This is a genomic window from Pseudoalteromonas sp. CST2 (genome assembly GCF_028599385.1).
GTDB lineage: Bacteria > Pseudomonadota > Gammaproteobacteria > Enterobacterales > Alteromonadaceae > Pseudoalteromonas > Pseudoalteromonas atlantica.
The window spans coordinates 128735-149746 of record NZ_JAQREO010000004.1; the positions used below are offsets into that span (position 1 = coordinate 128735).

General features: G+C 41.6%; 20 protein-coding genes. 13 read left to right on the forward strand and 7 right to left on the reverse strand.

The features are described 5' to 3' along the window. A complete protein-coding gene (locus PSH41_RS07490) occupies window positions 1-945 on the reverse strand; it encodes a DUF58 domain-containing protein (protein WP_029773480.1) in 945 nt (314 codons plus the stop codon). 3 nt (window positions 946-948) lie between these two features. Beyond that, a complete protein-coding gene (locus PSH41_RS07495) occupies window positions 949-1905 on the reverse strand; it encodes an AAA family ATPase (RefSeq protein WP_273588981.1) in 957 nt (318 codons plus the stop codon). A 329-nt stretch (window positions 1906-2234) separates the two neighbouring features. Between PSH41_RS07495 and fadI the strand changes: the two genes are divergently transcribed. From fadI to PSH41_RS07510, 3 genes are all read left to right on the forward strand, one after another. Beyond that, window positions 2235-3545, forward strand: a complete 1311-nt coding sequence (gene fadI, locus PSH41_RS07500; protein ID WP_004587306.1) for an acetyl-CoA C-acyltransferase FadI — start codon at window positions 2235-2237, stop codon at window positions 3543-3545. Next, the gene (fadJ, locus tag PSH41_RS07505) at window positions 3545-5767 is read left to right on the forward strand and encodes a fatty acid oxidation complex subunit alpha FadJ (RefSeq protein ID WP_273588980.1); all 2223 of its coding nucleotides are present in this window, start codon (window positions 3545-3547) and stop codon (window positions 5765-5767) included. Before fadI ends, fadJ begins: the two co-directional genes overlap by 1 nt. A 288-nt stretch (window positions 5768-6055) precedes the next feature. Continuing rightward, window positions 6056-6565, forward strand: coding sequence for a GNAT family N-acetyltransferase (locus tag PSH41_RS07510; RefSeq protein ID WP_273588979.1), 510 nt, complete (start codon window positions 6056-6058; stop codon window positions 6563-6565). A 37-nt stretch (window positions 6566-6602) separates the two neighbouring features. Here PSH41_RS07510 and PSH41_RS07515 read toward each other — a convergent pair whose 3' ends face one another. Further along, window positions 6603-6989, reverse strand: coding sequence for an MmcQ/YjbR family DNA-binding protein (locus tag PSH41_RS07515; protein ID WP_004587303.1), 387 nt, complete (start codon window positions 6987-6989; stop codon window positions 6603-6605). Window positions 6990-7183: 194 nt separating this feature from the next. Between PSH41_RS07515 and efpL the strand changes: the two genes are divergently transcribed. Beyond that, window positions 7184-7756, forward strand: a complete 573-nt coding sequence (gene efpL / locus PSH41_RS07520) for an elongation factor P-like protein EfpL (RefSeq protein WP_273588978.1) — start codon at window positions 7184-7186, stop codon at window positions 7754-7756. 221 nt (window positions 7757-7977) lie between these two features. After that, window positions 7978-8157, forward strand: a complete 180-nt coding sequence (locus tag PSH41_RS07525) for a hypothetical protein (protein ID WP_374274991.1) — start codon at window positions 7978-7980, stop codon at window positions 8155-8157. Between the two features lie 2 nt (window positions 8158-8159). Here the strand turns inward: PSH41_RS07525 and PSH41_RS07530 are convergent, their stop codons facing one another. Further along, window positions 8160-10418 carry a sensor domain-containing protein gene (locus PSH41_RS07530; RefSeq protein WP_024031884.1) on the reverse strand — a complete coding sequence of 753 codons (2259 nt, stop codon included), beginning with the start codon at window positions 10416-10418 and terminating at the stop codon, window positions 8160-8162. Between the two features lie 55 nt (window positions 10419-10473). Then, window positions 10474-13197, reverse strand: a complete 2724-nt coding sequence (locus PSH41_RS07535; protein WP_273588977.1) for an insulinase family protein — start codon at window positions 13195-13197, stop codon at window positions 10474-10476. A 183-nt stretch (window positions 13198-13380) separates the two neighbouring features. Here PSH41_RS07535 and sixA point away from each other — a divergent pair, with 183 nt between their 5' ends. Next, window positions 13381-13851, forward strand: coding sequence for a phosphohistidine phosphatase SixA (gene sixA / locus PSH41_RS07540; RefSeq protein WP_004587298.1), 471 nt, complete (start codon window positions 13381-13383; stop codon window positions 13849-13851). A 15-nt stretch (window positions 13852-13866) separates the two neighbouring features. Next, window positions 13867-14217 carry a RidA family protein gene (locus PSH41_RS07545; protein ID WP_121637188.1) on the forward strand — a complete coding sequence of 117 codons (351 nt, stop codon included), beginning with the start codon at window positions 13867-13869 and terminating at the stop codon, window positions 14215-14217. 5 nt (window positions 14218-14222) lie between these two features. On the opposite strand, the gene PSH41_RS07550 is transcribed toward PSH41_RS07545, so the two are convergent. Continuing rightward, window positions 14223-15155 carry an AEC family transporter gene (locus tag PSH41_RS07550; protein ID WP_055253036.1) on the reverse strand — a complete coding sequence of 311 codons (933 nt, stop codon included), beginning with the start codon at window positions 15153-15155 and terminating at the stop codon, window positions 14223-14225. 15 nt (window positions 15156-15170) lie between these two features. Next, the gene (gene smrB, locus PSH41_RS07555) at window positions 15171-15728 is read right to left on the reverse strand and encodes an endonuclease SmrB (protein WP_024031888.1); all 558 of its coding nucleotides are present in this window, start codon (window positions 15726-15728) and stop codon (window positions 15171-15173) included. Window positions 15729-15879: 151 nt separating this feature from the next. Between smrB and prmB the strand changes: the two genes are divergently transcribed. From prmB to PSH41_RS07585, 6 genes are all read left to right on the forward strand, one after another. Next, on the forward strand, window positions 15880-16815 hold the full coding sequence (prmB, locus tag PSH41_RS07560) for a 50S ribosomal protein L3 N(5)-glutamine methyltransferase (RefSeq protein WP_004587294.1): 936 nt from the start codon (window positions 15880-15882) through the stop codon (window positions 16813-16815). A 58-nt stretch (window positions 16816-16873) separates the two neighbouring features. After that, entirely contained in the window at window positions 16874-17971 is a 1098-nt protein-coding gene (gene aroC, locus PSH41_RS07565) for a chorismate synthase (protein WP_024031890.1), read from the forward strand. 119 nt (window positions 17972-18090) lie between these two features. Continuing rightward, a complete protein-coding gene (locus PSH41_RS07570) occupies window positions 18091-18468 on the forward strand; it encodes a DUF4112 domain-containing protein (protein ID WP_273588976.1) in 378 nt (125 codons plus the stop codon). Between the two features lie 119 nt (window positions 18469-18587). Beyond that, the gene (locus PSH41_RS07575) at window positions 18588-19235 is read left to right on the forward strand and encodes a glutathione S-transferase family protein (RefSeq protein ID WP_024031892.1); all 648 of its coding nucleotides are present in this window, start codon (window positions 18588-18590) and stop codon (window positions 19233-19235) included. A gap of 101 nt (window positions 19236-19336) precedes the next feature. After that, window positions 19337-19891, forward strand: coding sequence for an elongation factor P hydroxylase (locus PSH41_RS07580; protein WP_096739923.1), 555 nt, complete (start codon window positions 19337-19339; stop codon window positions 19889-19891). Next, window positions 19881-21011, forward strand: coding sequence for an ATP-NAD kinase family protein (locus PSH41_RS07585; protein WP_096739922.1), 1131 nt, complete (start codon window positions 19881-19883; stop codon window positions 21009-21011). The genes PSH41_RS07580 and PSH41_RS07585 overlap by 11 nt, the downstream gene beginning before the upstream one ends. Window position 21012: the final 1 nt, after the last annotated feature.

Consider the following 21012-nt stretch of genomic DNA (forward strand, 5'->3'; position numbering starts at 1 on the left):
TTATTTTCTCACTAATTGCAGCTCAAGCGGGCTGGCTGCATTGAATGATATTAAGTTAAGACCCGATTTAGTTAAGCGATTTAGACGTGTGCTAAATGCTTGCTCGGCGTTTTTTGCAAAGCGTTCTCTAAAGCTTTTATCCATAAGCGGTAGCGCAAAATCTTGGCCGTTGGCATTAACAGTGACAGCGTTTTTAAACGCGGGGAGCGTATGTTCAAACGGATCACTTATATGACAGCCTATCAGCTCACAGTGGCGGCTTAGTATTTCTAATTGTTTAAAGCTTGCATCATCTAAGCCATTAAAGTCAGAGACTAAATACACTAAGCTGCCAGGTTTAGCTAAGTGGTTAAGGCGTTTTAAATTATCGCTAAAGTTGTTGGTTGCTTGTTTATCTATATTGTTAAGTGCTTGCTGGTGGCTGTCGCATAGATTATGACACAGCTTTAATACCGCTTTTTCGCGGGCGCTGGGCTTTAGTTCTAAATGCGAGTGTTGATTAAACACGATACCGCCAATTCTATCTCCGCGTTGACACGCCGACCACGCAACTAGCGCGCTAATGTGCGCAGCCTGTACCGACTTAAGCAGCAGCTTTGAGCCAAATAGCATAGAGTTTGAAAAATCAGTAAATACAAAAACAGGGCGCTCTTTTTCTTCTTGAAAAAGCTTTGTATGGGTTTCGCCGGTACGCGCTGTTACTCGCCAGTCAATAGAGCGAATGTCATCACCTTGCTGGTAATGACGCACTTCGGCAAACTCCATGCCTCGGCCTTTATGGGGCGCAAGGTATTGCCCAGTTAAACTGTTTTTAATTTTAACTTTAGGTGCCAGCTCTAATAACTGTGCTTTAGCTTTGTAATACAGCAGTTCTTTTAGCGCTAAATTTACACCGTGGCTGTGGCTTTCTTTTAGCCACGCCTTTGAGTCTAATTGTGTTTGCATAACTTAGGGTACGGCTACAAGTTCAACAATGCGGCTTATAACCTGATCTTTAGTAATGCCATCAGCCTGTGCTTCGTAGCTTAAAATAATACGATGGCGCAGTACATTATGTACAACGGCTTGAATGTCATCGGGTGCTACAAAATCGCGGCCATGTAACCAAGCGTGGGCACGGGCACATTTATCAAGTGCAATGGTAGCACGCGGACTTGCGCCAAACTCAATCCAACGGCCAAGTTGCTCATCAAACTTAGCTCCTTCACGAGTGGCAATAATAAGCTGTACTAAATATTGCTCAAGCGGCTCGGCTAAATACAAGCCTAAAATAGCATGGCGAGCTGCAAATAAATCGCTTTGGGTAATTTGTTGCATAACCGCTTGTTGTTCATTGAGTGCTTCACCACGGGTTAATCGCAGTATGTCTAGCTCGTGCTCTGCACCTGGGTAATCAATGCTTAAATGTAATAAAAAGCGGTCTAATTGTGCCTCTGGCAGTGGGTAAGTCCCTTCTTGCTCCAGCGGGTTTTGGGTAGCCATTACCATAAATAAATCGCTTAGCGGGTAGGTGTTTTTGCCTACCGTTACTTGGCGCTCTGCCATGGCTTCTAGTAGTGCTGATTGTACTTTTGCTGGGGCACGGTTTATTTCATCGGCTAAAATAAGGTTATGAAATAAAGGGCCTTTCTCAAACACAAACTCGCTGGTTTGTTGGCGGTAAATATCGGTGCCAGTTACATCGGCAGGTAATAAGTCGGGCGTAAACTGTACGCGCTGGAACGAGCCTTCAATACCTTTAGCAAGGGCGTTAACAGCACGGGTTTTTGCAAGCCCTGGCGGGCCTTCTACTAATAAATGGCCATCAGCTAAAATGGCAATAAGGAGTGCTTGAGTAAGCTCTGGCTGGCCAATAATTTGTGTATCTAAGTACGTTTTTAATTGTTTGAATGCGTTAGCTGCCATAATAAATAGACTTCCTCGTCAGCTGGGTTTGTACCTAATTTATTTTAGGTGATTAATACTGACCTAGTTATAAGGTTTATAAGTGAGTAACTCAAGAGTTAGACTGTATTTTTAAAAATAGTTCGTTATTTTTTAACGGTTTTTAGCGTACCACAAAACTTTGTAAAAACGCGCAAAAAAGCCTATTGTGGTAGTCAATATTAAGCACTATGTATATATCTACCTTTAGTGCTTTTGTATAAATTTGTGTTTATCTATTGGCTTTAGCACACGGGTTGTTTAGAATCGAGGAAAACAAACAGGTCAGACCTGTCAGCGGGAGAGCATAAATGTCTGAGCAAAACATACTAAAAACACCAAAAGGCGACCGTATTGCCATCGTTAGCGGCTTACGTACTCCTTTTGCAAAACAAGCAACAGCGTTTCACCATGTACCAGCCCTTGATATGGGTAAGTTGGTGGTTAACGAAATGCTTGAACGATTAAATTTCGACAAGTCAGAAATCGATCAACTTGTATTTGGTCAAGTAGTACAAATGCCAGAAGCGCCAAATATTGCACGTGAAATTGTTTTAGGTACGGGTATGCCAGTAGGCGTAGACGCGTATTCAGTATCGCGCGCGTGTGCTACCAGCTTTCAGGCCATTGCTAATGTAGCTGAGTCTATTATGGCAGGCTCTGTAAATGTAGGTATCGCCGGTGGCGCCGACTCATCTTCAGTATTACCTATTGGCGTAAGTAAAAAATTGGCAGGTAGCTTAGTTGATTTAAACAAAGCACGTACCTTAGGCCAGCGTTTACAAATATTCTCAAAACTGCGTTTAAAAGATTTATTACCAGTACCGCCTGCGGTTGCTGAGTACTCAACAGGCCTTTCAATGGGGCAAACTGCTGAGCAAATGGCTAAAACACATAACATAAGCCGTGAAGATCAAGATGCACTAGCGCATCGCTCGCATTCACTTGCAACCCAAGCATGGGCCGATGGCAAGTTAAAAGATGAAGTAATGACGGCGCACTTACCGCCATATAAAAGCTTTATTGAAGAAGATAATAACATTCGTAAAAATTCTACAGTTGAAGGCTACGCTAAGCTTAAACCGGTATTTGATCGCCAACATGGCTCGGTTACCGCTGCTAATGCAACACCATTAACCGATGGTGCAGCTGCCGTACTGATGATGAGCGAAAGCAAAGCAAAAGCACTAGGCTACGAAATTTTAGGTTATGTACGTAGCTTTGCGTTTTCGGCAATTGGTGTAGAAAAAGACATGCTAATGGGCCCAGCGCATTCAACGCCTATCGCACTTGATAGAGCAGGAATTACACTTGCTGATTTAGATTTAATTGAAATGCACGAAGCCTTTGCATCGCAAACACTTGCCAATATGAAAATGTTTGCATCAGATAAGTTTGCGCAAGAAAAACTTGGTCGTAGCAAAGCAATTGGCGAAATTAACATGGATAAGTTTAACGTTAACGGCGGCTCACTGGCATATGGTCACCCATTTGCTGCAACCGGTGCTCGCTTAATTACGCAAAGCTTACACGAGCTTAAACGTCGTGGTGGCGGTTTAGCATTAACAACAGCGTGTGCTGCTGGTGGTTTAGGTGCAGCCTTTGTATTGGAGAGCGCATAATGACAGATTCAGTATTTAATTTAACGGTAGATGAAAATAAAATTGCCGTAGTAACCATTGATGTGCCGGGTGAGAAAATGAACACCCTGCGCGATTCATTCGCTGATGACTTAAAAGCTTTACTTGAACAAGCGAAACAAGAGTCAGTAAAGGGGATGGTATTTATTAGTGGTAAAAGCGATAACTTTATCGCGGGCGCTGATGTAAAAATGCTTGATAGCGTGCAAAAGCGTGAAGATGCATTAGCAATTAGTGAACTTTGTCATCAAGCATTTTTTGATATGACAAAACTACCTTATACAACAGTGAGTGCAATACATGGTGCTGCGCTTGGTGGTGGTTTAGAGTTTGCTTTAGCGTGTGATTACCGCGTAGGCACAGATAGCGATATGACTAAAGTAGGCCTGCCTGAAGTCCAACTTGGTTTATTACCAGGTGGTGGCGGTACGCAGCGTTTAACTAAAATTGTAGGCATTCAAAAAGCACTTGAATGGATGCTAACTGGCAAGCAGATTCGCCCTAAGCAGGCTAAAAAAGCAGGCGTATTAGATGATGTAGTACCACAAAGTGTATTACTAAAAGTCGCTAAAGAATTTGCCGCTAAGAAAAAGCCAGCAGATAAAGAGCCAAAGCTTGATAAAGTAAGCAAATTATTAGAGTCAAACCCGTTTGGCCGCAACTTTATCTTTAAAAAAGCCAAAGAAAACGTCCTTAAAAAAACCGGCGGACATTATCCTGCACCGCTTGCAATTATTAAGGCTGTGCGTGCAAGTGTAGAGCTGGATAAATTAAAAGCATACAAAACAGAAGCTGAAAGCTTTGCAACACTTGTAATGAGTGATGAATCTAAAGCGCTTCGCGGTATTTTCTTTGCAACCACTGAAATGAAAAAAGAGTGGCGCAACGACGATGCGCCAGCAATTAGTAAAACAGCTGTTTTAGGTGGCGGCCTAATGGGTGCCGGTATTGCGCATGTAAGCGCAGTAAAAGCCAAAGTCCCTGTACGTATTAAAGATGTAGCAGAGCAGGGCATTAGTAATGCCATGAACTACACTTACAAAATTTTAGATAAGCGCCTTAAACGCCGCATTATGTCTAAAGCTGATATGCAGTTAACAATGAACCGTATTACCGGTACTACCGACTACAGTGGCTTTAAACACATTGATTTAGTAGTAGAAGCTGTTTTTGAAGATTTAGCCTTAAAGCAAGGTATGGTTGCCGATATAGAGCAGCAATGCCAAAGCAATACTATTTTTGCAAGTAACACGTCATCACTGCCTATTTCACAAATTGCAGCACAGGCACAGCGCCCTGAAAACGTGATTGGCCTGCATTACTTCTCGCCAGTTGAAAAAATGCCATTAGTGGAGATTATTCCGCACGAAGGGACTTCACAAGAGACTATAGCGCGCGTAGTTAACTTTGCACGTAAGCAAGGTAAAACGCCCATTGTGGTAAAAGACATGGCAGGCTTTTACGTAAACCGTATTTTAGCGCCTTATGTAAATGAAGCAGCTAATTTAATGCTTGCCGGTGAGCCAATTGAAAAAATTGATGCAGCCCTTGTAGAGTTTGGTTTCCCAGTTGGGCCGCTTGCTTTACTTGATGAAGTAGGGATTGATATAGGCTCTAAAATAGCCCCAATTCTTGAAAAAGAATTAGGCGAGCGTTTTAAAGCGCCAGATGCATTTTCTCGTATGATTGATTCAAAACGCCTAGGCCGTAAAACGGGTAGTGGTTTTTATGAGTACGATAAAAAGAGCAAAAAAGTTGACGAGTCAGTGTATGAGCTATTAGGTGTAACCCCTGCACCGCGTTTAAATAAAAGCGAAATTGCTAAGCGTTGTGTATCACAAATGCTTAACGAAGCCGTGCGTTGTTTAGACGATGGCATTATTGCAAGCCCACGTGATGGCGACATTGGCGCTATATTTGGTATTGGCTTCCCACCGTTTTTAGGTGGACCGTTTAGCTATATGGATAAATTGGGCGCCAGCAAGGTTAGCTCTGAAATGTCTACATTAGCTAATAGCAATGCAAATTTTGCCCCATGCGACACGTTAGTAAGTATGGCTGAATCAGGCGCTAAGTTTTATCAAACGCAGCCTGTTGCAGATGAGCCAAGCCCAGCACCTGTTGCTGAACAAGCTATAGAAGCAGAGCCTTCTGATGAGCAACCTCAAGAAGAGAGCGTTGACTCACCAAAACAAGACTCGTAAAACAGCTTGATTAAAAAAAACCGCATTATATGCGGTTTTTTTATATCTGCTATTTGTAAATATAGAATACTAGGGCGCAATAATAGCAACCCGCAATAATACTTAATTATTCTGCGGGGCTAAACGTGTCGCTACCTGTGTTAAAAACGTGCATTTATAAAACCTAAATTGCCAGTTTTTATTTAGTTATCGACAGGTTTTTACCCTCAAATAAGACTTATAATTAAGTGGCTTGCTATAAAGTATGTTAGCTTAATTTGCAGCTAAGCAGATAAGAGGTAAACCATTATGCAGTTGTTTACAGCACGATTGGCAATGCGCCCACTTCAAAGCAGTGATTGGCCATTATTTTTGCAGTTACATCAAAATCCTACCGTGATCCGTTATTGCTACGATATGCCCAGCGAAGCGTTTGTACGCAGCAGGTTTGAACAACGTTTAAAAAGTTGGGATAGCACTTCTACTCATCCACTTTGCCTTGTGGTAATTGATAAGCATTCAAATGAGCCCATGGGTGTAACGGGGTTTACATACGAACTTGAGCAAGCTGAGCTAGGCTATTTGTTTTTACCCTCGTATTTTAATCAAGGCTTTGCCAGTGAGTCATTGCGTGCCGTGATTGAGTGGGCATGGCAACAATGCGGTATTACACAGTTTAAAGCCGTGGTTACAAAGGGGAATATAGGGTCTGAAAAGGTATTACAAAAGTGTGGATTAACGTTAACTGGCATTAATACTCAAACACACACTATTAATAATACACGTTATGATGATTTGATATACACATTAAAATTGTAGCAAATAGGGCTAGCAAGCTAGCCCGTGATGGTGGTTTCTATAGATGTGCTTCAATTGCTTTACGGTCTTTTTCTGGCATATTCTCAACAACTAATTTGAACGAATTATCGATCATTCTTTCAATTTCGCCTTGTGGAATAGAGCCATCTAATATCACCGTATTCCAAAGCCGCTTGTTCATATGATAGCCAGGGATCACCGCAGGAAAAATATCACGCAATTTAAGTGCTTCATCGGGATCGCACTTTAAATTAAGCCACCAAATAGGATCTCCATCATCATTTACGTCTCCATCATTACCTAAGGCAAGGGTGGCAAACATTTTATGATTTACTTTATAAACATCAACCTCTTGAGCAAATGGTTTTGTCACTTGCACCAAGGGCTTCTTTACTAAATACTCATGTACTGTGTTTTGGTCCATGATCCAATCCTTGAAGTCATACTCGGTAGAGATACCATAGCAGTTTTTTTCGCTTTTGATTATAGGTATTTAGTTTTAAATTAAAAATTTGCAAGTCTATATCAAATGCAGCCCCAAATTAACGTATTTTTAGTTGAACAATACCCAGTTCGTGGTATGTTTCTGGCAATCAAAAAAATAATAGGAAAACCCCCATGCCAAAGGCGAGTGAAGTTAAAAAAGGAACCGCGATTGAGTTTAATAATCGCGTGTTGGTAGTTAAAGATATTGTACGTTCAGTACCGCAAGGTCGTGCAGGCGGTAGTTTGTACCGTATGCGTTTATACGATGTAGTAACAGGTGCGAAAGTAGACGAAACCTTCAAAGACAGCGACATGCTAACCCTAGCAGATTTAACTCGCCGCGAAGCAATGCTTTCGTACATTGATGGCGATGAATACGTGTTTATGGATAATGAAGACTACACGCCGTATAACTTAAACAAAGAGGCGATTGCAGAAGAAATTCAATTCGTTAACGAAGAAACGCAAGGCGTACACGTTATTGTGATTGATGGCTCGCCTGTAGGTTTAGATTTGCCATCAAGCCTAGAGCTGGTTGTTGAAGAAACAGACCCTTCAATCAAAGGCGCTTCTGCCAGTGCACGCTCTAAGCCTGCACGCCTGAGCACGGGTTTAACCATTTCGGTGCCTGAGCATATATCTACGGGCGACCGGATCCGTATTAATACGGTTGAGCACAAATTTATGGGTCGCGCTGAAAAGTAACCCAAGCTATACAATAAAGCTGGCGCTATGCCGGCTTTTTTTATGGCTAAATTTTTAAACTAGGGAATAGTAATCTGCATCAATGCTTAACTTATGCGCTGATAACTAAAATGGCGACTCATTGGTTTATTAAGCCTGCTGCTTTAAAAGTGTGTTATTTGCCGTTAAAATGCGCAGCGTTGTTTTGAGCTCAACTAAGGTGATGTTTGCTTTTCGTTTTTATTAACGCTCTATGTGCTTTGGCCATTTACGTTCAAGCGCTTAAAAAAGGTATGCCAATTAAACGGTGGATTTTATTAGGGGCGCTAATAGGCCCTGGCGCATGGTGCTTATTTGGTTTGCATTACAGGCGTGCTTTTATACGCAACGTAGGCGCTGGTGCGTGTATATGGCGCCCGTAACATTACCTTATTTGCGCTAAATGTTTATTAGCACTAATAAGGCTTGGCGTAGAGTTGCTTTGTTGCTGCTTTAAAAAGGCCGTAAATTCATCTTTTGAAAGCGGTTTTGAATAGAAGTAGCCCTGTACGGTTTCACAATTTAGCGTTTTGAGTATGTCAATTTGGCTTGCTTGCTCCACACCTTCAGCAACCACATGTAAATCGAGGTTTTGCGCAATCGTCACGATAGAGTCAACCATGTTGCGGCCACGTTCGGTTTTCATGTCATCAATAAATGCTTTATCTACTTTTAAGGTATTCAGCGGAAATTGTTTTAAGTACGCTAAAGATGAATAACCTGTACCAAAATCGTCCATGGCTAAATGAATACCACGCGCACTTAGCGAGCGCATAATTGCAATGGCTTCTTGTGGGTCGTCCATTACCGTGCCTTCGGTAATTTCCAGCTCTAAAAAGTAAGAAGGTAGCTCGTTTTTTTGCAATATCACGTCAATACGGGTCGTTAAATCTGGCAAGCTAAACTGCTTAGCCGATAAGTTAACTGCAACGCGGCCGCTAAATAGCCCATCGTCTAGCCATTGTTTTACATCGCGACACGCTTTGTTTAAAACCACTTCACCAATTTCTATTATTTGCCCGGTTTCCTCTGCAATAGGAATAAATACACCGGGGCTAATAACGCCTTTTTTAGGGGTTATAAAGCGCACTAATGCTTCCATTCCGGTAAGTTTACCTGTGCGAATATTCATTTTTGGTTGGTAATACACTTCAAAATGGTTTTCTTTTAGACCAAAGCGCATTAGGTTTTCTATTTGTAAGCGTTTAACCGCTTGGCGGTTCATGGTGTCGTTAAAAAACAGGTAACTATTGCCTTTCTTTTTAGCATGATACATTGCGGTATCTGCGTTTTTTAATAACAGCTCTGGGGTACTGCCATCTTCAGGGAATAACACTATGCCTACGCTTGAGGTAATAGCGAGCTCGTGGCCTGCCATTTTAAATGGGGTCGCAATTGCAGCTAAAAATTGCTTTGCCATGCGAGTAATAACATGAATATCATTAGTATCTGCCATAACTAAGGCAAATTCATCACCCCCTAAGCGGTAAAAAACATCATTCTCACGGGTTAATTTATTTAATCGCATAGCCAGTTTTGCTAATAGGCTGTCGCCTAGCTGGTGGCCTAATGAATCATTAATCTTTTTAAAATTATCTAAATCAAATACCAAAAGGGCATGGTGGGTATTTTGTTTTACTAGCTTTTGAAGGTCGGTAAAAAATAAATTTCTGTTAGGTAAACTGGTCGTACGGTCTCTATTTGATAAATTATGCAGTTGCGATTGTGCATTTTTACGTTCGGTTAAATCTGAATAAACCACTACATAGTTTGTTATTTGGTGTTGATCGTTTTTTATCTCATCAATAGAAATCTCTATGGGCAGTAACACTCGCTCACTATTGCGCAGTTTTACCTCTTGTTGAATTCGCTCCCGCTCTCGCACTATATTTTTAATGTTTTCTGTGTAGCTTTTATCGTAACCAGGTAAGTTAAAAGGCTTTTTGAGATATTGCTCTCTAACGCCACCAAAAAGCGTTAAAAAGCTGGGGTTAATATCAACTAAGTTAAAGTTTTTATCATATATAGCAAGTGCATCAGTGAGTGATTCTACACACTTAGCAAATAAATTGAGGCGCTCTTGTGTTGATTTTAATACTGAAATATCGCGCACTGTGCCGGTCATTCTCAGTGGCGCTAAGTTGGCATCTTTTTCTATTATTTTTCCGCGGTCTAATACCCAGTGCCAATGGCCAAAGGTGTCTTTAATACGGTAAGTGGCTTCAAAAAAAGCAGACTTTTGAGCAAAGTGTTTTTTTAATAAATGCTCTACTGAAGCAATATCATGTGGGTGTATCAAGCTTTTATTTGGCGGAAAACCCATTAACGTTGTTGAATCCATCATGTATTTATCGTTAATACGAATAACTTCGCCAGTTTTTATATTCCAATCCCAAAGAGTATCGCCACTGCCTTCAACCGTGCTTTTTAAGCGCTTTTCCGAGAGGCTGTGCTGTAACCGAGAGCGCTTTAATTTATAAATTACAAATAATAGGTATGGCAAAGCCAGCGCAAGTAGGGCACTGGCAATAATTAAAACGGTGTTGGTATTTATATTAAAGGCGTGTTCAAAGGCAACCGCTGCGGGTGCTAGGCTTAGCAGCAACCAGTAAAAACCACATTTTATTGTTGTTATTTTTATCATTTGTTTTATTACTACTAATTAACAAATGATAATTTAAATCATGCCACTTGCAGAGTCAAAGAGATTGCGAGCAAAGCGACATTTTTTGCGATTTATTTACTTTTGCGCTACTTAATAACTCATACCTTGGCCTATCTTTTGAAAAAGTAGCTATGGCATAGCTTTTCATTTCTTCTAGGCTGAGGGCGTGCAGTGCCTCTAGGAGGCGTTTTTGCATATGAAAGTCATGATCTTTATTGCCTATTGCAAGCCAAAAGCGCTGTGAGCGTAACCGTAAGTTTTTATCTTTTTCAGCAATATGAGTTGTCAAACCTTGTTTATGCTGCTGCCATGTTGTTTCATCCAGGGAGTCTAGGTTAGCAATAAACTGACTTACAAAATGATTATGCCTGTGCAGTAGAGTCTGAGCTTCAAATTTTGGTGATTGAATATAAAAAGCAATACCGGCGCGGGTGTTAAATGGTGCATAGCCAGAGCCAACTAAGTAACCTAGCTGTTGTGTGGTTCTCAGCTCGTTAAAATAGTCTTGGTTAATTATATGATTAAGTGCCATTAATTTAACTTTTTCATCCACTTCTGCACTTTGTGCTTGGTAGTAAATGACCATGGCGTTATCACTGCATGGCAGTTCAAGTTCGCAGCGAGTCACTTGGTCTATCTCGTACAGCGGGCGTGTTAAATCTTCAATAGCCGTGGCATTTTTTAAATGCTCAGCCACTTTTTTATGAAATACTTTCGCGTCTGTTTGTTGCCAATTACCGTGTAAAAACGACTCAACATGTAAGGCTTTAAAAAAGTCGGCTCTAAATTCGTTAAATTGCTGAAAACATGTATTTTTAAGTGCAGTGGCTAACTCGTCGGGTTGTGGGTTCCATGGCATTATTTTAGCACCTAACACGCTAAATAATTCACTCACTGGTTTATTTTGGTTGCTGTTGCGCCAGTGTCTTACCAGTTGTTTTTTGTATTCGGCAAAGCGGCGTGCGCAAATATCAACATTAAATAGCGCATCAAGTAATTGCTCCACCAATTCTAGCTGACTAGTCGATAGCCCAGCGGTGTGCAACGTAAGCCCGCCTTGGTGAGAGGTTAAATGATAGCTTAAACCTGCCAATTCTGCGGGGTAAAACTGCTCGCCAACACTGTCCATAAATAAGTCACTAAAAAGGCGCGTTAATGCCATGTGCTTTACATCTTTTACTGCAAAGTGCGAGTCCATTGCTAAATAAAAATGACCTTTGGCCACTCTAAAGGTGTTGTCTTGTTTAAACCAAAAGTCAAACCCAGGCTCTTTAACTAACAGTAAAGGCTTGGTTTGAGGTTTTTCGACTTCGTATAGCACCACTTCTTTTGTTAAATAGGGGTTTGCTGTGGGCAGCAGCATAGTGCTCAGCGGTTTATTTATGTGCGCAAGCGACTCCAGCCAATGCGGCGAAATTGGCTCAACTTTGTAAGGGGTGTTGTACCACGCGGTGGTGTGCTCTGCCTCTACGCCTGGATGAATAAGTACTAAGCGCATATTATGTGGGTTAAGCCATTGCATCGCCATTTCGTGAGTGGCTTTATTAAAGCCCTCCATTAAGTAATCGCCTTGCACATAGTTAGCTTCGTCGTAGTGCTGCATATTAATGCTTAGGTTACTTACCCAATCAATTAAGCGCGATTTTTCTTGGTTATCAAACGCAATTTGTAACAGGTTTTTTTTATCTTGATATAGGCGCGGTAGTTTGTCGGTGTTATCGTTGATTAGGCAAATATACTCAAACACAATTTCTATTATGTCTTCAAAGTATTCAATGCCTTCATCGGTAAGCGCCATGCTAATGTTAAAATCTTTAAAGTTACTGCCATTTATACCGCCGCCGGCAGAAAGTGCGTTAATCCACCCTTGCTCTTTTAAAATTGAGTACAACGAGCCTGCGCCTTCGTAGCCTAGTAAATGGGCTATAAAGCTGACGGTTTTGTGGCGATAAAAGTCATCGATATTTGGCATAGCAAAACTAATAATGAGTTTTTGCATGTGCTTGTGTGGTTCAATGTGCAGTACTTTGCCAATATCTTGCGCGCGATATAATGGCTCCTCAATAGGGGCTTTAAGCGCACCTTTATGGCCATTAATGCCACTAAAATAGCGATGTGTCCACTGCGCGAGTGTATCAAGCGGTTCGTTGGCACAAATTACCAGTGTCATCCACTGCGCTTGATAGTGCTTATTAAAAAAATCTCTTAACTCGTCACTTATGCAGCGCTCTCTATCGGCGAGGGTATGTAAATTACCCACCGAAAATTTAGCAAAGGGGTGGGCTGGGTTTACGGTTTCTTTATGAGCCTGATAAATACGACGCCCATCATCTTTTATTTTTAATTTAAACTCAGCCTCTATGGCATTACGTTCTTTTTCGGTTTCAGCTGGGTTTAATAATGGGGCAATAAAAAAACGGCTAAATTGCGCAAGTGCTTTTTCAATGGCTTGGTTATTAATATCAAAGTAATAGCACGTGTGCTCAGTGCCGGTCCAGGCGTTGGTGTTCCCGCCCGATTGAGACACAAAATTATTAAAGCTTCCAGAATCAGGGTATTGGTCGGTGCCTAAAAAAAGCATATGCTCTAAAAAGTGTGCAAGGCCTTGCCTGTCAAGGGGGTCATCAAAATGGCCAGCGTTAACCGCCATAGAAGCAGCGGCTTTAGTTGAATCTTTATCTTGCACTAATAATACTTTTAGCCCATTGTCGAGTGTAATGGCGCGGTATGCTCTGTTATCATTGCGGCTGATATTCAAATGATGCTCCTGAAACTAGACGTTTACTTGTTAACAACAGATGATAGCTTCAGGACAGCGAAAAAATAGCGAAAAGATTTACCTGAATATCATGAGAGAATTATTCTTTGGAATAATAGTTAATATAGCGGACAAATGGGCAAACTGGCTACTGTTTTATATTCATTAATCGGTTGATTTTTTATGAAAACAATCTTAATTATGCGCCACGGCGAAGCGACACCGATGCAAGCTAACGACGCAGCAAGAAACCTAACACCGAAAGGCCATGCAGAAGCAGAAAAAATGGGCTTATGGCTACACAAACACTTTTCTGTTGATGCGTTATTGGTAAGTCCTTACTCGCGCGCGCAGCAAACGGCTAAAGAAGTTGAAAAAAACAATGTATTTAAATTTAGTGAAACCTGTAGCGACATAATCCCCGAGGGGAAGCCACAAATAGCAGCTGATTATTTAGAAACACTTATTGCCATGCATCCTCAGTGTAATACCTGGTTGGTGGTCGCCCATATGCCCATAGTGAGTTATATAGTTGATCAGCTCAGCCCGGGTAATATGCCAATTTTTAACACCGCAGCGGTTGCTGTAATTCAGTATGACGAAACCTCACAGCGCAGTGAATATGTAAATATTAACGCGCCTGCCAACATATAGAGAAAAGAGATAACAATGAGTATAGAACGCCTTGAAACGGGTGCGCGCATGAGCCGTATAGTTAAACATAATGGAACCGTTTATTTATGCGGACAAGTATGCAGCGATGCAGAGCAAAACATTAAAGAGCAAACGCAAACTATGCTCGACAAAGTCGAGGCCTTACTTGAGCAGGCAGGGAGTTCTAAAAAGCATATGCTAAGCGCAACTATTTACGTTAAGAGCATGGAATATTTTGCCGATATGAATGCAGTATGGGATGCATGGGTGCCAGAAGGTTATGCACCAGCACGCGCCTGTGTTGAAGCTAAAATGGCGCGCGATGCGCTATTGGTCGAAATTTCGGTAGTGGCCGCACTTAAATAAGCGTTTTATAAAAGCACAGCAAGCCAAAACGAAAAGCTTACTACACTAAGCACCGTTGAAAGCACCACTGCACCGGCGAGCGTAACTTGATGCGTATTTAATTGGCTTGCAATTAAGTACGCATTAACGCCAACAGGCGAGGCACTTAGCAATACCAGTACGTTACGAATTTGCGTATCTAGTACAAACACCCACGTAGCTGCTACACACACAGCAGCAGGCAAAATCAGTATTTTTAACAGTGAAGAAATAAGGGCCGGCTGCCAATTTGCTGCCACCTTATAAAACACCAAATTAGCGCCTAACACAAATAAAGCACATGCAATAGCAGGGCTGGCGAGTAGCTCTAAGGCATTGGCTAAATTCGCAAATAATGTAATTCCCGACACATTTAAAAGTAATCCACAGCCAATACTTAACACTATAGGGTTAAGGACCATGTTTTTAGCAAATTTTGCCCACGAGAAGTCAGCTGTGTTTCCTTTCGCGCCTATTAAATAAGTTAACGCAAAAAGCAGCGTGCTATGAAATGTGATGATCATAAAGGCGATAGCAATCATGTCTTTGCCAAGTGAAGCAATAACAATGGGTATACCCACTAACACCATATTTGAATAACTACCGGCAAGACCAAAAACACTATGCTGTTGATAATTTCCAGCATTGGCTTGTTTAGTTAAATAGTACCTATCAATAAGTATGCCCAAAGCAAATACCGCTAATACAGGAATATAAAAGCTTAAAAATGCTTCGAGGCTAATACTTTGATGCAAATTTATTTGCGACATATTGAGCATTAAAAAGGCGGGTAAGCTCACATAAAAAGTAAATTTACTTAAGCCGGCAATATGCTGCTGATTAAAAAACTTAAAATAACAACAGGTGTAGCCCAGTGCGACAATAAAAATTAAGGGAAAAATAATCGAAAAAATTTGCACGTATTATTCCTTTAATTAGCGTCTAAACTCATCACTTTGTGGTAAATCAATTAAAATCAGCACGGCACCGCGCCCGCCATATTCTAACGGTGCTTGATGCATGGCAATTACATCGGGGTGCTGTACCAAATACTGCGGTACTTTGTGTTTTAAAACACGCTCGCCAATGCCATGCACTATGCACGCGCAGTAATAATGCTGTTTTTTGCACTCGTGAATAAGCCCCGCGAGTTCATCTTTTGCACGTTCTTTATTAAGCCCGTGCAGGTCGAGTGTTAAATCGGGCGCAAAGTCGCCGCGTCGCAACTGTTTTGCTAAAAAAGAGTCGTGGCCATTTTGCACGTAATTAATGGTGCTATTTGTGTCTATATCGGGAATATATTCGTCAGAGAAGAAAAATTCAGACTCAACCTGCTTTTTTTGCTGGGCAAATTGCTTCGCTTGTGACACCTTAGGTTTTGTATCAAACCTATGGGTATCTTGTTTAAACACCTTAGCGCCTGTAATTGTTTGGCGAAAAAGGTCAATGTCGTCATTGCTTAGGGACGATTGTGATGAGATGTCTTTTTTCATAAATTTTACCTAAACAAAAAAACGTAAAAACGCAGCGCAAAAGGCGGTACAATATAAAGGTGAGGGGCAATTGTAATTTGCTCAGCACAGTTAGGCAATGCAATCGTCGCAAAGACTCAAAACAGTCAGTTAGCTAAAACAGGTAAAAAATATGAGTGATTTACAAATAGAAGAAGCAACACTTGATGAAGCTGTTGCAGAACTGTCAACGTTACATGACTGGTTACGCTGGACTACAAGCCAATTTGCAAGTAGTGGAATATTTTTTGGACATGGCACAGATAACGCGTGGGATGAAGCAGTTAGCTTATTACTTCCTGCACTAAGTTTACCTATTGATGCCCCCAAAGAGTTAATGCATGCGCGGTTAACAAGCACAGAAAAAAACCGCCTAGCAGGGTTAATCGCAGAGCGTATAAATGACTGCACGCCGGTTCCTTATTTAACAAACATTGCTTGGTTTGCGGGCATGCCATTTTATGTTGATGAGCGTGTGCTTATTCCGCGCTCGCCGTTTGCTGAACTTATTGCTAATAAGTTTTCACCGTGGCTTGAGCAGCCGCAAAGCGTTAACCGTATTTTAGATTTATGCACAGGCTCTGCTTGTATTGCTATTGCGCTTGCGCAGGCGTTTGAAACGGCGCAAGTCGATGCGGTTGATATTTCGTATGAAGCGCTTGAAGTAGCAGATATAAACATAAACGACTATATGCTAAGTGACCGCGTACTGCCTATTCAGTCAGATGTATTTAGTGGAGTGCCAGGGCAAAAGTATGACCTAATAGTAGCCAATCCTCCGTATGTTGATGCTGAGGATATGGCTGATTTACCACGAGAATTTCATCATGAGCCTGAGCTTGGTTTAGCATCTGGGCATGATGGCTTAGACGTTACACGTACTATTTTAGAGCATGCTAGCAATCATCTAACTGATAACGGTTTGTTATTTGTAGAAGTTGGTAACTCTATGGTACATATGGATGCTTTGTATCCGGGTGCACCATTTGAGTGGGTTGAGTTTGAGCAAGGCGGCTTAGGTGTATTTGTAATAAGCAAAGCGCAGCTTGATACGTATTTTGCAAAATAAATTTTAGGCCGAGCGTATGCTCGGCAACTTTTGTAGTCATTAGGAATGAGGAAAGTTAATGGCAGGTAATAGCATAGGGCAGTTGTTTAAAGTGTCCACCTTTGGTGAGAGCCACGGCGTTGCCCTAGGCGGTGTTGTAGATGGTACTCCCGCAGGCCTTGAGATCACAGAGGCTGACTTACAAATTGATTTAGACCGTCGTAAACCTGGGCAAAGCCGCTATACAACGCAGCGCCGAGAAGACGATCAGATAAAAATTCTTTCAGGTGTTTTTGAAGGTAAAACCACAGGTACCAGCATTGGCTTACTTATCGAAAATACCGATCAACGCTCAAAAGACTACGGTAAAATTAAAGATGTGTTTCGCCCAGGTCATGGCGATTACACTTACTGGCACAAATACGGCCTGCGCGATTATCGCGGCGGTGGTCGCTCTTCTGCGCGTGAAACCGCAATTCGTGTAGCGGCAGGCGCAATTGCTAAAAAATACTTAAAGCAGTTTCATGGTATTGAAGTAAAAGCATGTTTAAGCCAACTTGGGCCAATAAAAGCCGAAAGTTACGACTGGGATGAAGTTGAAAACAACTTATTCTTTTTCCCTGATGCAAGTAAGCTAGAAGCGCTTGATGAATACATGCGAGACCTTAAAAAGCAAGGTGACTCAGTGGGCGCTAAAGTAAAAGTAGTGGCTAGCAACGTACCGGTAGGATTAGGCGAGCCTGTATTTGATAGGCTAGATGCTGAAATTGCGCATTCACTAATGAGCATTAATGCCGTTAAAGGTGTAGAAATTGGCGATGGCTTTGATGTGGTTGAGCAAAAAGGCTCAGAGCATCGTGATGAATTAACCCCAGAAGGCTTTACCTCAAACCACGCGGGTGGCGTACTTGCTGGTATTTCTACAGGGCAAGATATTATTGCCTCTATTGCGCTTAAGCCTACATCAAGTATCACTATTCCAGGTAAAAGCATTAATACTGAAAACGAAGCAGTGGAGATGATCACCAAAGGCCGTCACGATCCGTGCGTTGGTATTCGTGCAATTCCTATTGCTGAGGCAATGATGGCCATTACCTTAATGGACCATTTACTGCGCCAGCGCGGGCAAAACCCACATGTTAACCACGAACATGGACCAATTAACGGCTCTGTTTAACCGTTAATATTTTAAAAAAGCGCGGAGTACCGCGTTTTTTTGTGCCTGTAACTTGCATTTAAGCCTTTCAGGGGTTGTTCAAGTTTGCGCTATATACTGTTTTAAGGAGGAGAGTAATCATGAACGATAATAAGCACGATAACACACACCTTGAAACCCAAGCTGCTATAGCAAGGCTAGAGCGTTTTATTAAGCTTACAGACAGCAGCATTGGCATTCCTTTTACTAAATTTAATATTGGCCTAGAGGCTGTGATTGGTTTAATACCCGTTATAGGGGATGCTGCAGGACTTATTTTATCAAGCTATGTACTGGTAGAGGCGCAGCGATTAGGCGTAAGTAAACGCATAAAAACGAAGATGATCATTAATATGCTGATTGATTTTGTAGGCGGCTTAGTTCCATTTTTTGGCGATATATTTGATGCTTTTTTTAAAGCCAACACCCGCAACACCCGTTTATTAAAAAAACATTTAAATGCGCAGTTAGCTAATTGATAGTAATACTGTTTATTTTAGAGGCTTTAAATTTAGCATTAAGAATAAAAAACAAAGTGTTGTTGGTTGTTTAATCACCTAGTAAGGTAGGGAAGCCTATTCACTTTGGTATATACAAAATGCAATTATTTATCGGTAATAAAAACTATTCTAGCTGGTCATTACGCGCATGGTATTTAATGAGTAAATTTGATGTCCCGTTTGACGAAACCCAGCTTGTGCTCGACACCAGTGACTTTTACGACGAACTAAAACAACACTTCCACGTTCAAAAAGTGCCGGCGTTAATTGATGGTGATTTGCAAGTGTGGGACTCGCTCGCAATTTGTGAATATATTAACGATGCCCATTTATCGGGAGCAGGGTGGCCTAAATATATTACTCAGCGAGCTACAGCGCGCGCATTAAGCGCTGAAATGCATGCCGGCTTTATGGCACTGAGAAACGAAATGCCGATGAATATAAGAGCCACACGTAAAGTAACGCTTTCAAGTGCTGCACTAAAAGATATTCAACGTATTGATGAGATATTTTCCCAGCAGCAAGATATGTTTCCTAATGAATGGTTTTTTGGCGACTTTAGTATTGCCGATGCGATGTACGCCCCCATTGTACTTCGTTTAAAAACGTATCAGATTACCTTATCCCCAGCGGCGCAGCAGTATTGTGATTTTGTGATGCGTTGCCCTGTTTTGCAAAAGTGGATAACCCAAGCACTTAAAGAAACCGATATAGTGCAGTGCGATGAGGCGGGAGTAGAGGTATAACTCGCTCATCACTTTTACTTTAAAGGTAAAAGCCCGTACAATTCGTCTCGTTTTTAGTGCGCTAATTTTGCGCTGTAACCGAGACGAATTAATCAGTTTTTATGCATCATATAGCCGATCTTATATCTATTTTCGATAGTGTTTTTTATCAAAGCCATAACACTCGCTTAGTAAAAGGCGATGATGAGCCTGTTTATCTACCTGCCAATAATACCCATGGTTTTAATCAAATTGTATTTGCCCACGGCTTTTACGCCAGTGCCCTACATGAAATAGCGCATTGGTTAGTGGCTGGCAATAAACGCAGAGAGCTTGAAGATTATGGGTATTGGTACTGCCCAGATGGGCGAGATAAACACCAGCAAGCTGAATTTGAAAACGTAGAAATAAAACCACAAGCCATAGAGTGGCTGCTCAGCACCGCTGCTGGCTTTGATTTTAATGTGTCGGTAGATAACTTGAACGGCGAGCAAAATTGCCGGTTTGATTTTCAGGCGCGAGTACACCAGCAAGTATTAATGTTATTAGAGCAGGGAGTTAACGCACGTACCCATGCATTATTAAAAGCGTTAAGTGATTTTTATAAAACACCGTGGCCGTTAACCGCTCAACAATTTAATTGGCACCACCCTCAGGAGTTACAAAATGCAGTTTAAGTTAGGCTTAATTATTAACCCTGTTGCAGGACTTGGTGGCAGCGTTGCTTTAAAAGGCAGTGATGGCGAAAACACTGCTGCAAAAGCAATTGAGCTGGGTGCGCAAGCCAAAGCTAACAGCCGCACACAGGCAGCCCTAGAAGTACTTGTACCCTATAAAGAGCAGTTAACAATTTATACTGTAAATGGCGATATGGGCGAAAAAGCAGCACGCGCACTAGGCTTTACTGTTGAGGTAGTTTATACCGCCAATACCGTAACAAGCGCTGATGATACAGAGGCTAGCGCAAAGCTACTTAAAAATTTAGGCGTAGATTTAGTCCTGTTTGCTGGTGGCGATGGTACTGCGCGCAATATTTGTCATGCCATAGAAGATACCGTACCAGTGCTGGGTATACCTGCTGGCTGTAAAATTCACTCTGGCGTATATGCAATTACACCTAAAGCAGCAGGGCGCGTAGTAGAAATGCTAGTAAAAGGCGAGCTAGTTACACTTGCAGATGCCGATGTAATGGATATTGATGAAGAGGCGTTTAGGCAAGGCACCGTAAAAGCTAAGCGCTACGGTGAAATGCAAATACCAAGCGAAGTACGTTATGTACAAGCGGTTAAAAATGGTGGTAAAGAAACAGATGAATTAGTACTTGCCGACATTGCAGCGCATGTGGTGAGCGAAATGGATGAAGACACCTATTACATTATGGGTAGTGGCTCAACTGTTGAAGCAATAATGCAAGAAATGGGGCTAGATAATACTTTATTAGGCGTAGATTTAATTAAAGATCAAACCCTAGTTGCGCAAGACTTAACTGCTAAACAGCTACTTGAGTACACGCACGGGCAAGCTACTCAATTAGTTATTACATTAATAGGCGGGCAAGGCCATATTTTTGGTCGAGGGAATCAGCAGCTAAGCCCTGAGCTTATTCGCACCATTGGCAAAGAAAACATTATTGTGGTGGCAACTAAAACCAAATTACACGCGTTGAACGGGCGTCCACTTATTTGTGACACCGGCGACAGCGCTTTAGATGATGAATTAACAGGTTACATTAAAGTAACCACCGGCTATAACGACCATATTATGTATGCTGTCGGTTATGAAAACCAGGAGAAGTAAC

Excerpts from the sequence above, each read along its gene's own strand:
- PSH41_RS07490 (WP_029773480.1), bottom strand. The coding sequence starts at position 945 with ATGCAAACACAATTAGACTCAAAGGCGTGGCTAAAAGAAAGCCACAGC.
- PSH41_RS07495 (WP_273588981.1), bottom strand. The coding sequence starts at position 1,905 with ATGGCAGCTAACGCATTCAAACAATTAAAAACGTACTTAGATACACAA.
- fadI (WP_004587306.1), top strand. The coding sequence starts at position 2,235 with ATGTCTGAGCAAAACATACTAAAAACACCAAAAGGCGACCGTATTGCC.
- fadJ (WP_273588980.1), top strand. The coding sequence starts at position 3,545 with ATGACAGATTCAGTATTTAATTTAACGGTAGATGAAAATAAAATTGCC.
- PSH41_RS07510 (WP_273588979.1), top strand. The coding sequence starts at position 6,056 with ATGCAGTTGTTTACAGCACGATTGGCAATGCGCCCACTTCAAAGCAGT.
- PSH41_RS07515 (WP_004587303.1), bottom strand. The coding sequence starts at position 6,989 with ATGGACCAAAACACAGTACATGAGTATTTAGTAAAGAAGCCCTTGGTG.
- efpL (WP_273588978.1), top strand. The coding sequence starts at position 7,184 with ATGCCAAAGGCGAGTGAAGTTAAAAAAGGAACCGCGATTGAGTTTAAT.
- PSH41_RS07530 (WP_024031884.1), bottom strand. The coding sequence starts at position 10,418 with ATGATAAAAATAACAACAATAAAATGTGGTTTTTACTGGTTGCTGCTA.
- sixA (WP_004587298.1), top strand. The coding sequence starts at position 13,381 with ATGAAAACAATCTTAATTATGCGCCACGGCGAAGCGACACCGATGCAA.
- PSH41_RS07545 (WP_121637188.1), top strand. The coding sequence starts at position 13,867 with ATGAGTATAGAACGCCTTGAAACGGGTGCGCGCATGAGCCGTATAGTT.
- smrB (WP_024031888.1), bottom strand. The coding sequence starts at position 15,728 with ATGAAAAAAGACATCTCATCACAATCGTCCCTAAGCAATGACGACATT.
- prmB (WP_004587294.1), top strand. The coding sequence starts at position 15,880 with ATGAGTGATTTACAAATAGAAGAAGCAACACTTGATGAAGCTGTTGCA.
- aroC (WP_024031890.1), top strand. The coding sequence starts at position 16,874 with ATGGCAGGTAATAGCATAGGGCAGTTGTTTAAAGTGTCCACCTTTGGT.
- PSH41_RS07570 (WP_273588976.1), top strand. The coding sequence starts at position 18,091 with ATGAACGATAATAAGCACGATAACACACACCTTGAAACCCAAGCTGCT.
- PSH41_RS07575 (WP_024031892.1), top strand. The coding sequence starts at position 18,588 with ATGCAATTATTTATCGGTAATAAAAACTATTCTAGCTGGTCATTACGC.
- PSH41_RS07580 (WP_096739923.1), top strand. The coding sequence starts at position 19,337 with ATGCATCATATAGCCGATCTTATATCTATTTTCGATAGTGTTTTTTAT.
- PSH41_RS07585 (WP_096739922.1), top strand. The coding sequence starts at position 19,881 with ATGCAGTTTAAGTTAGGCTTAATTATTAACCCTGTTGCAGGACTTGGT.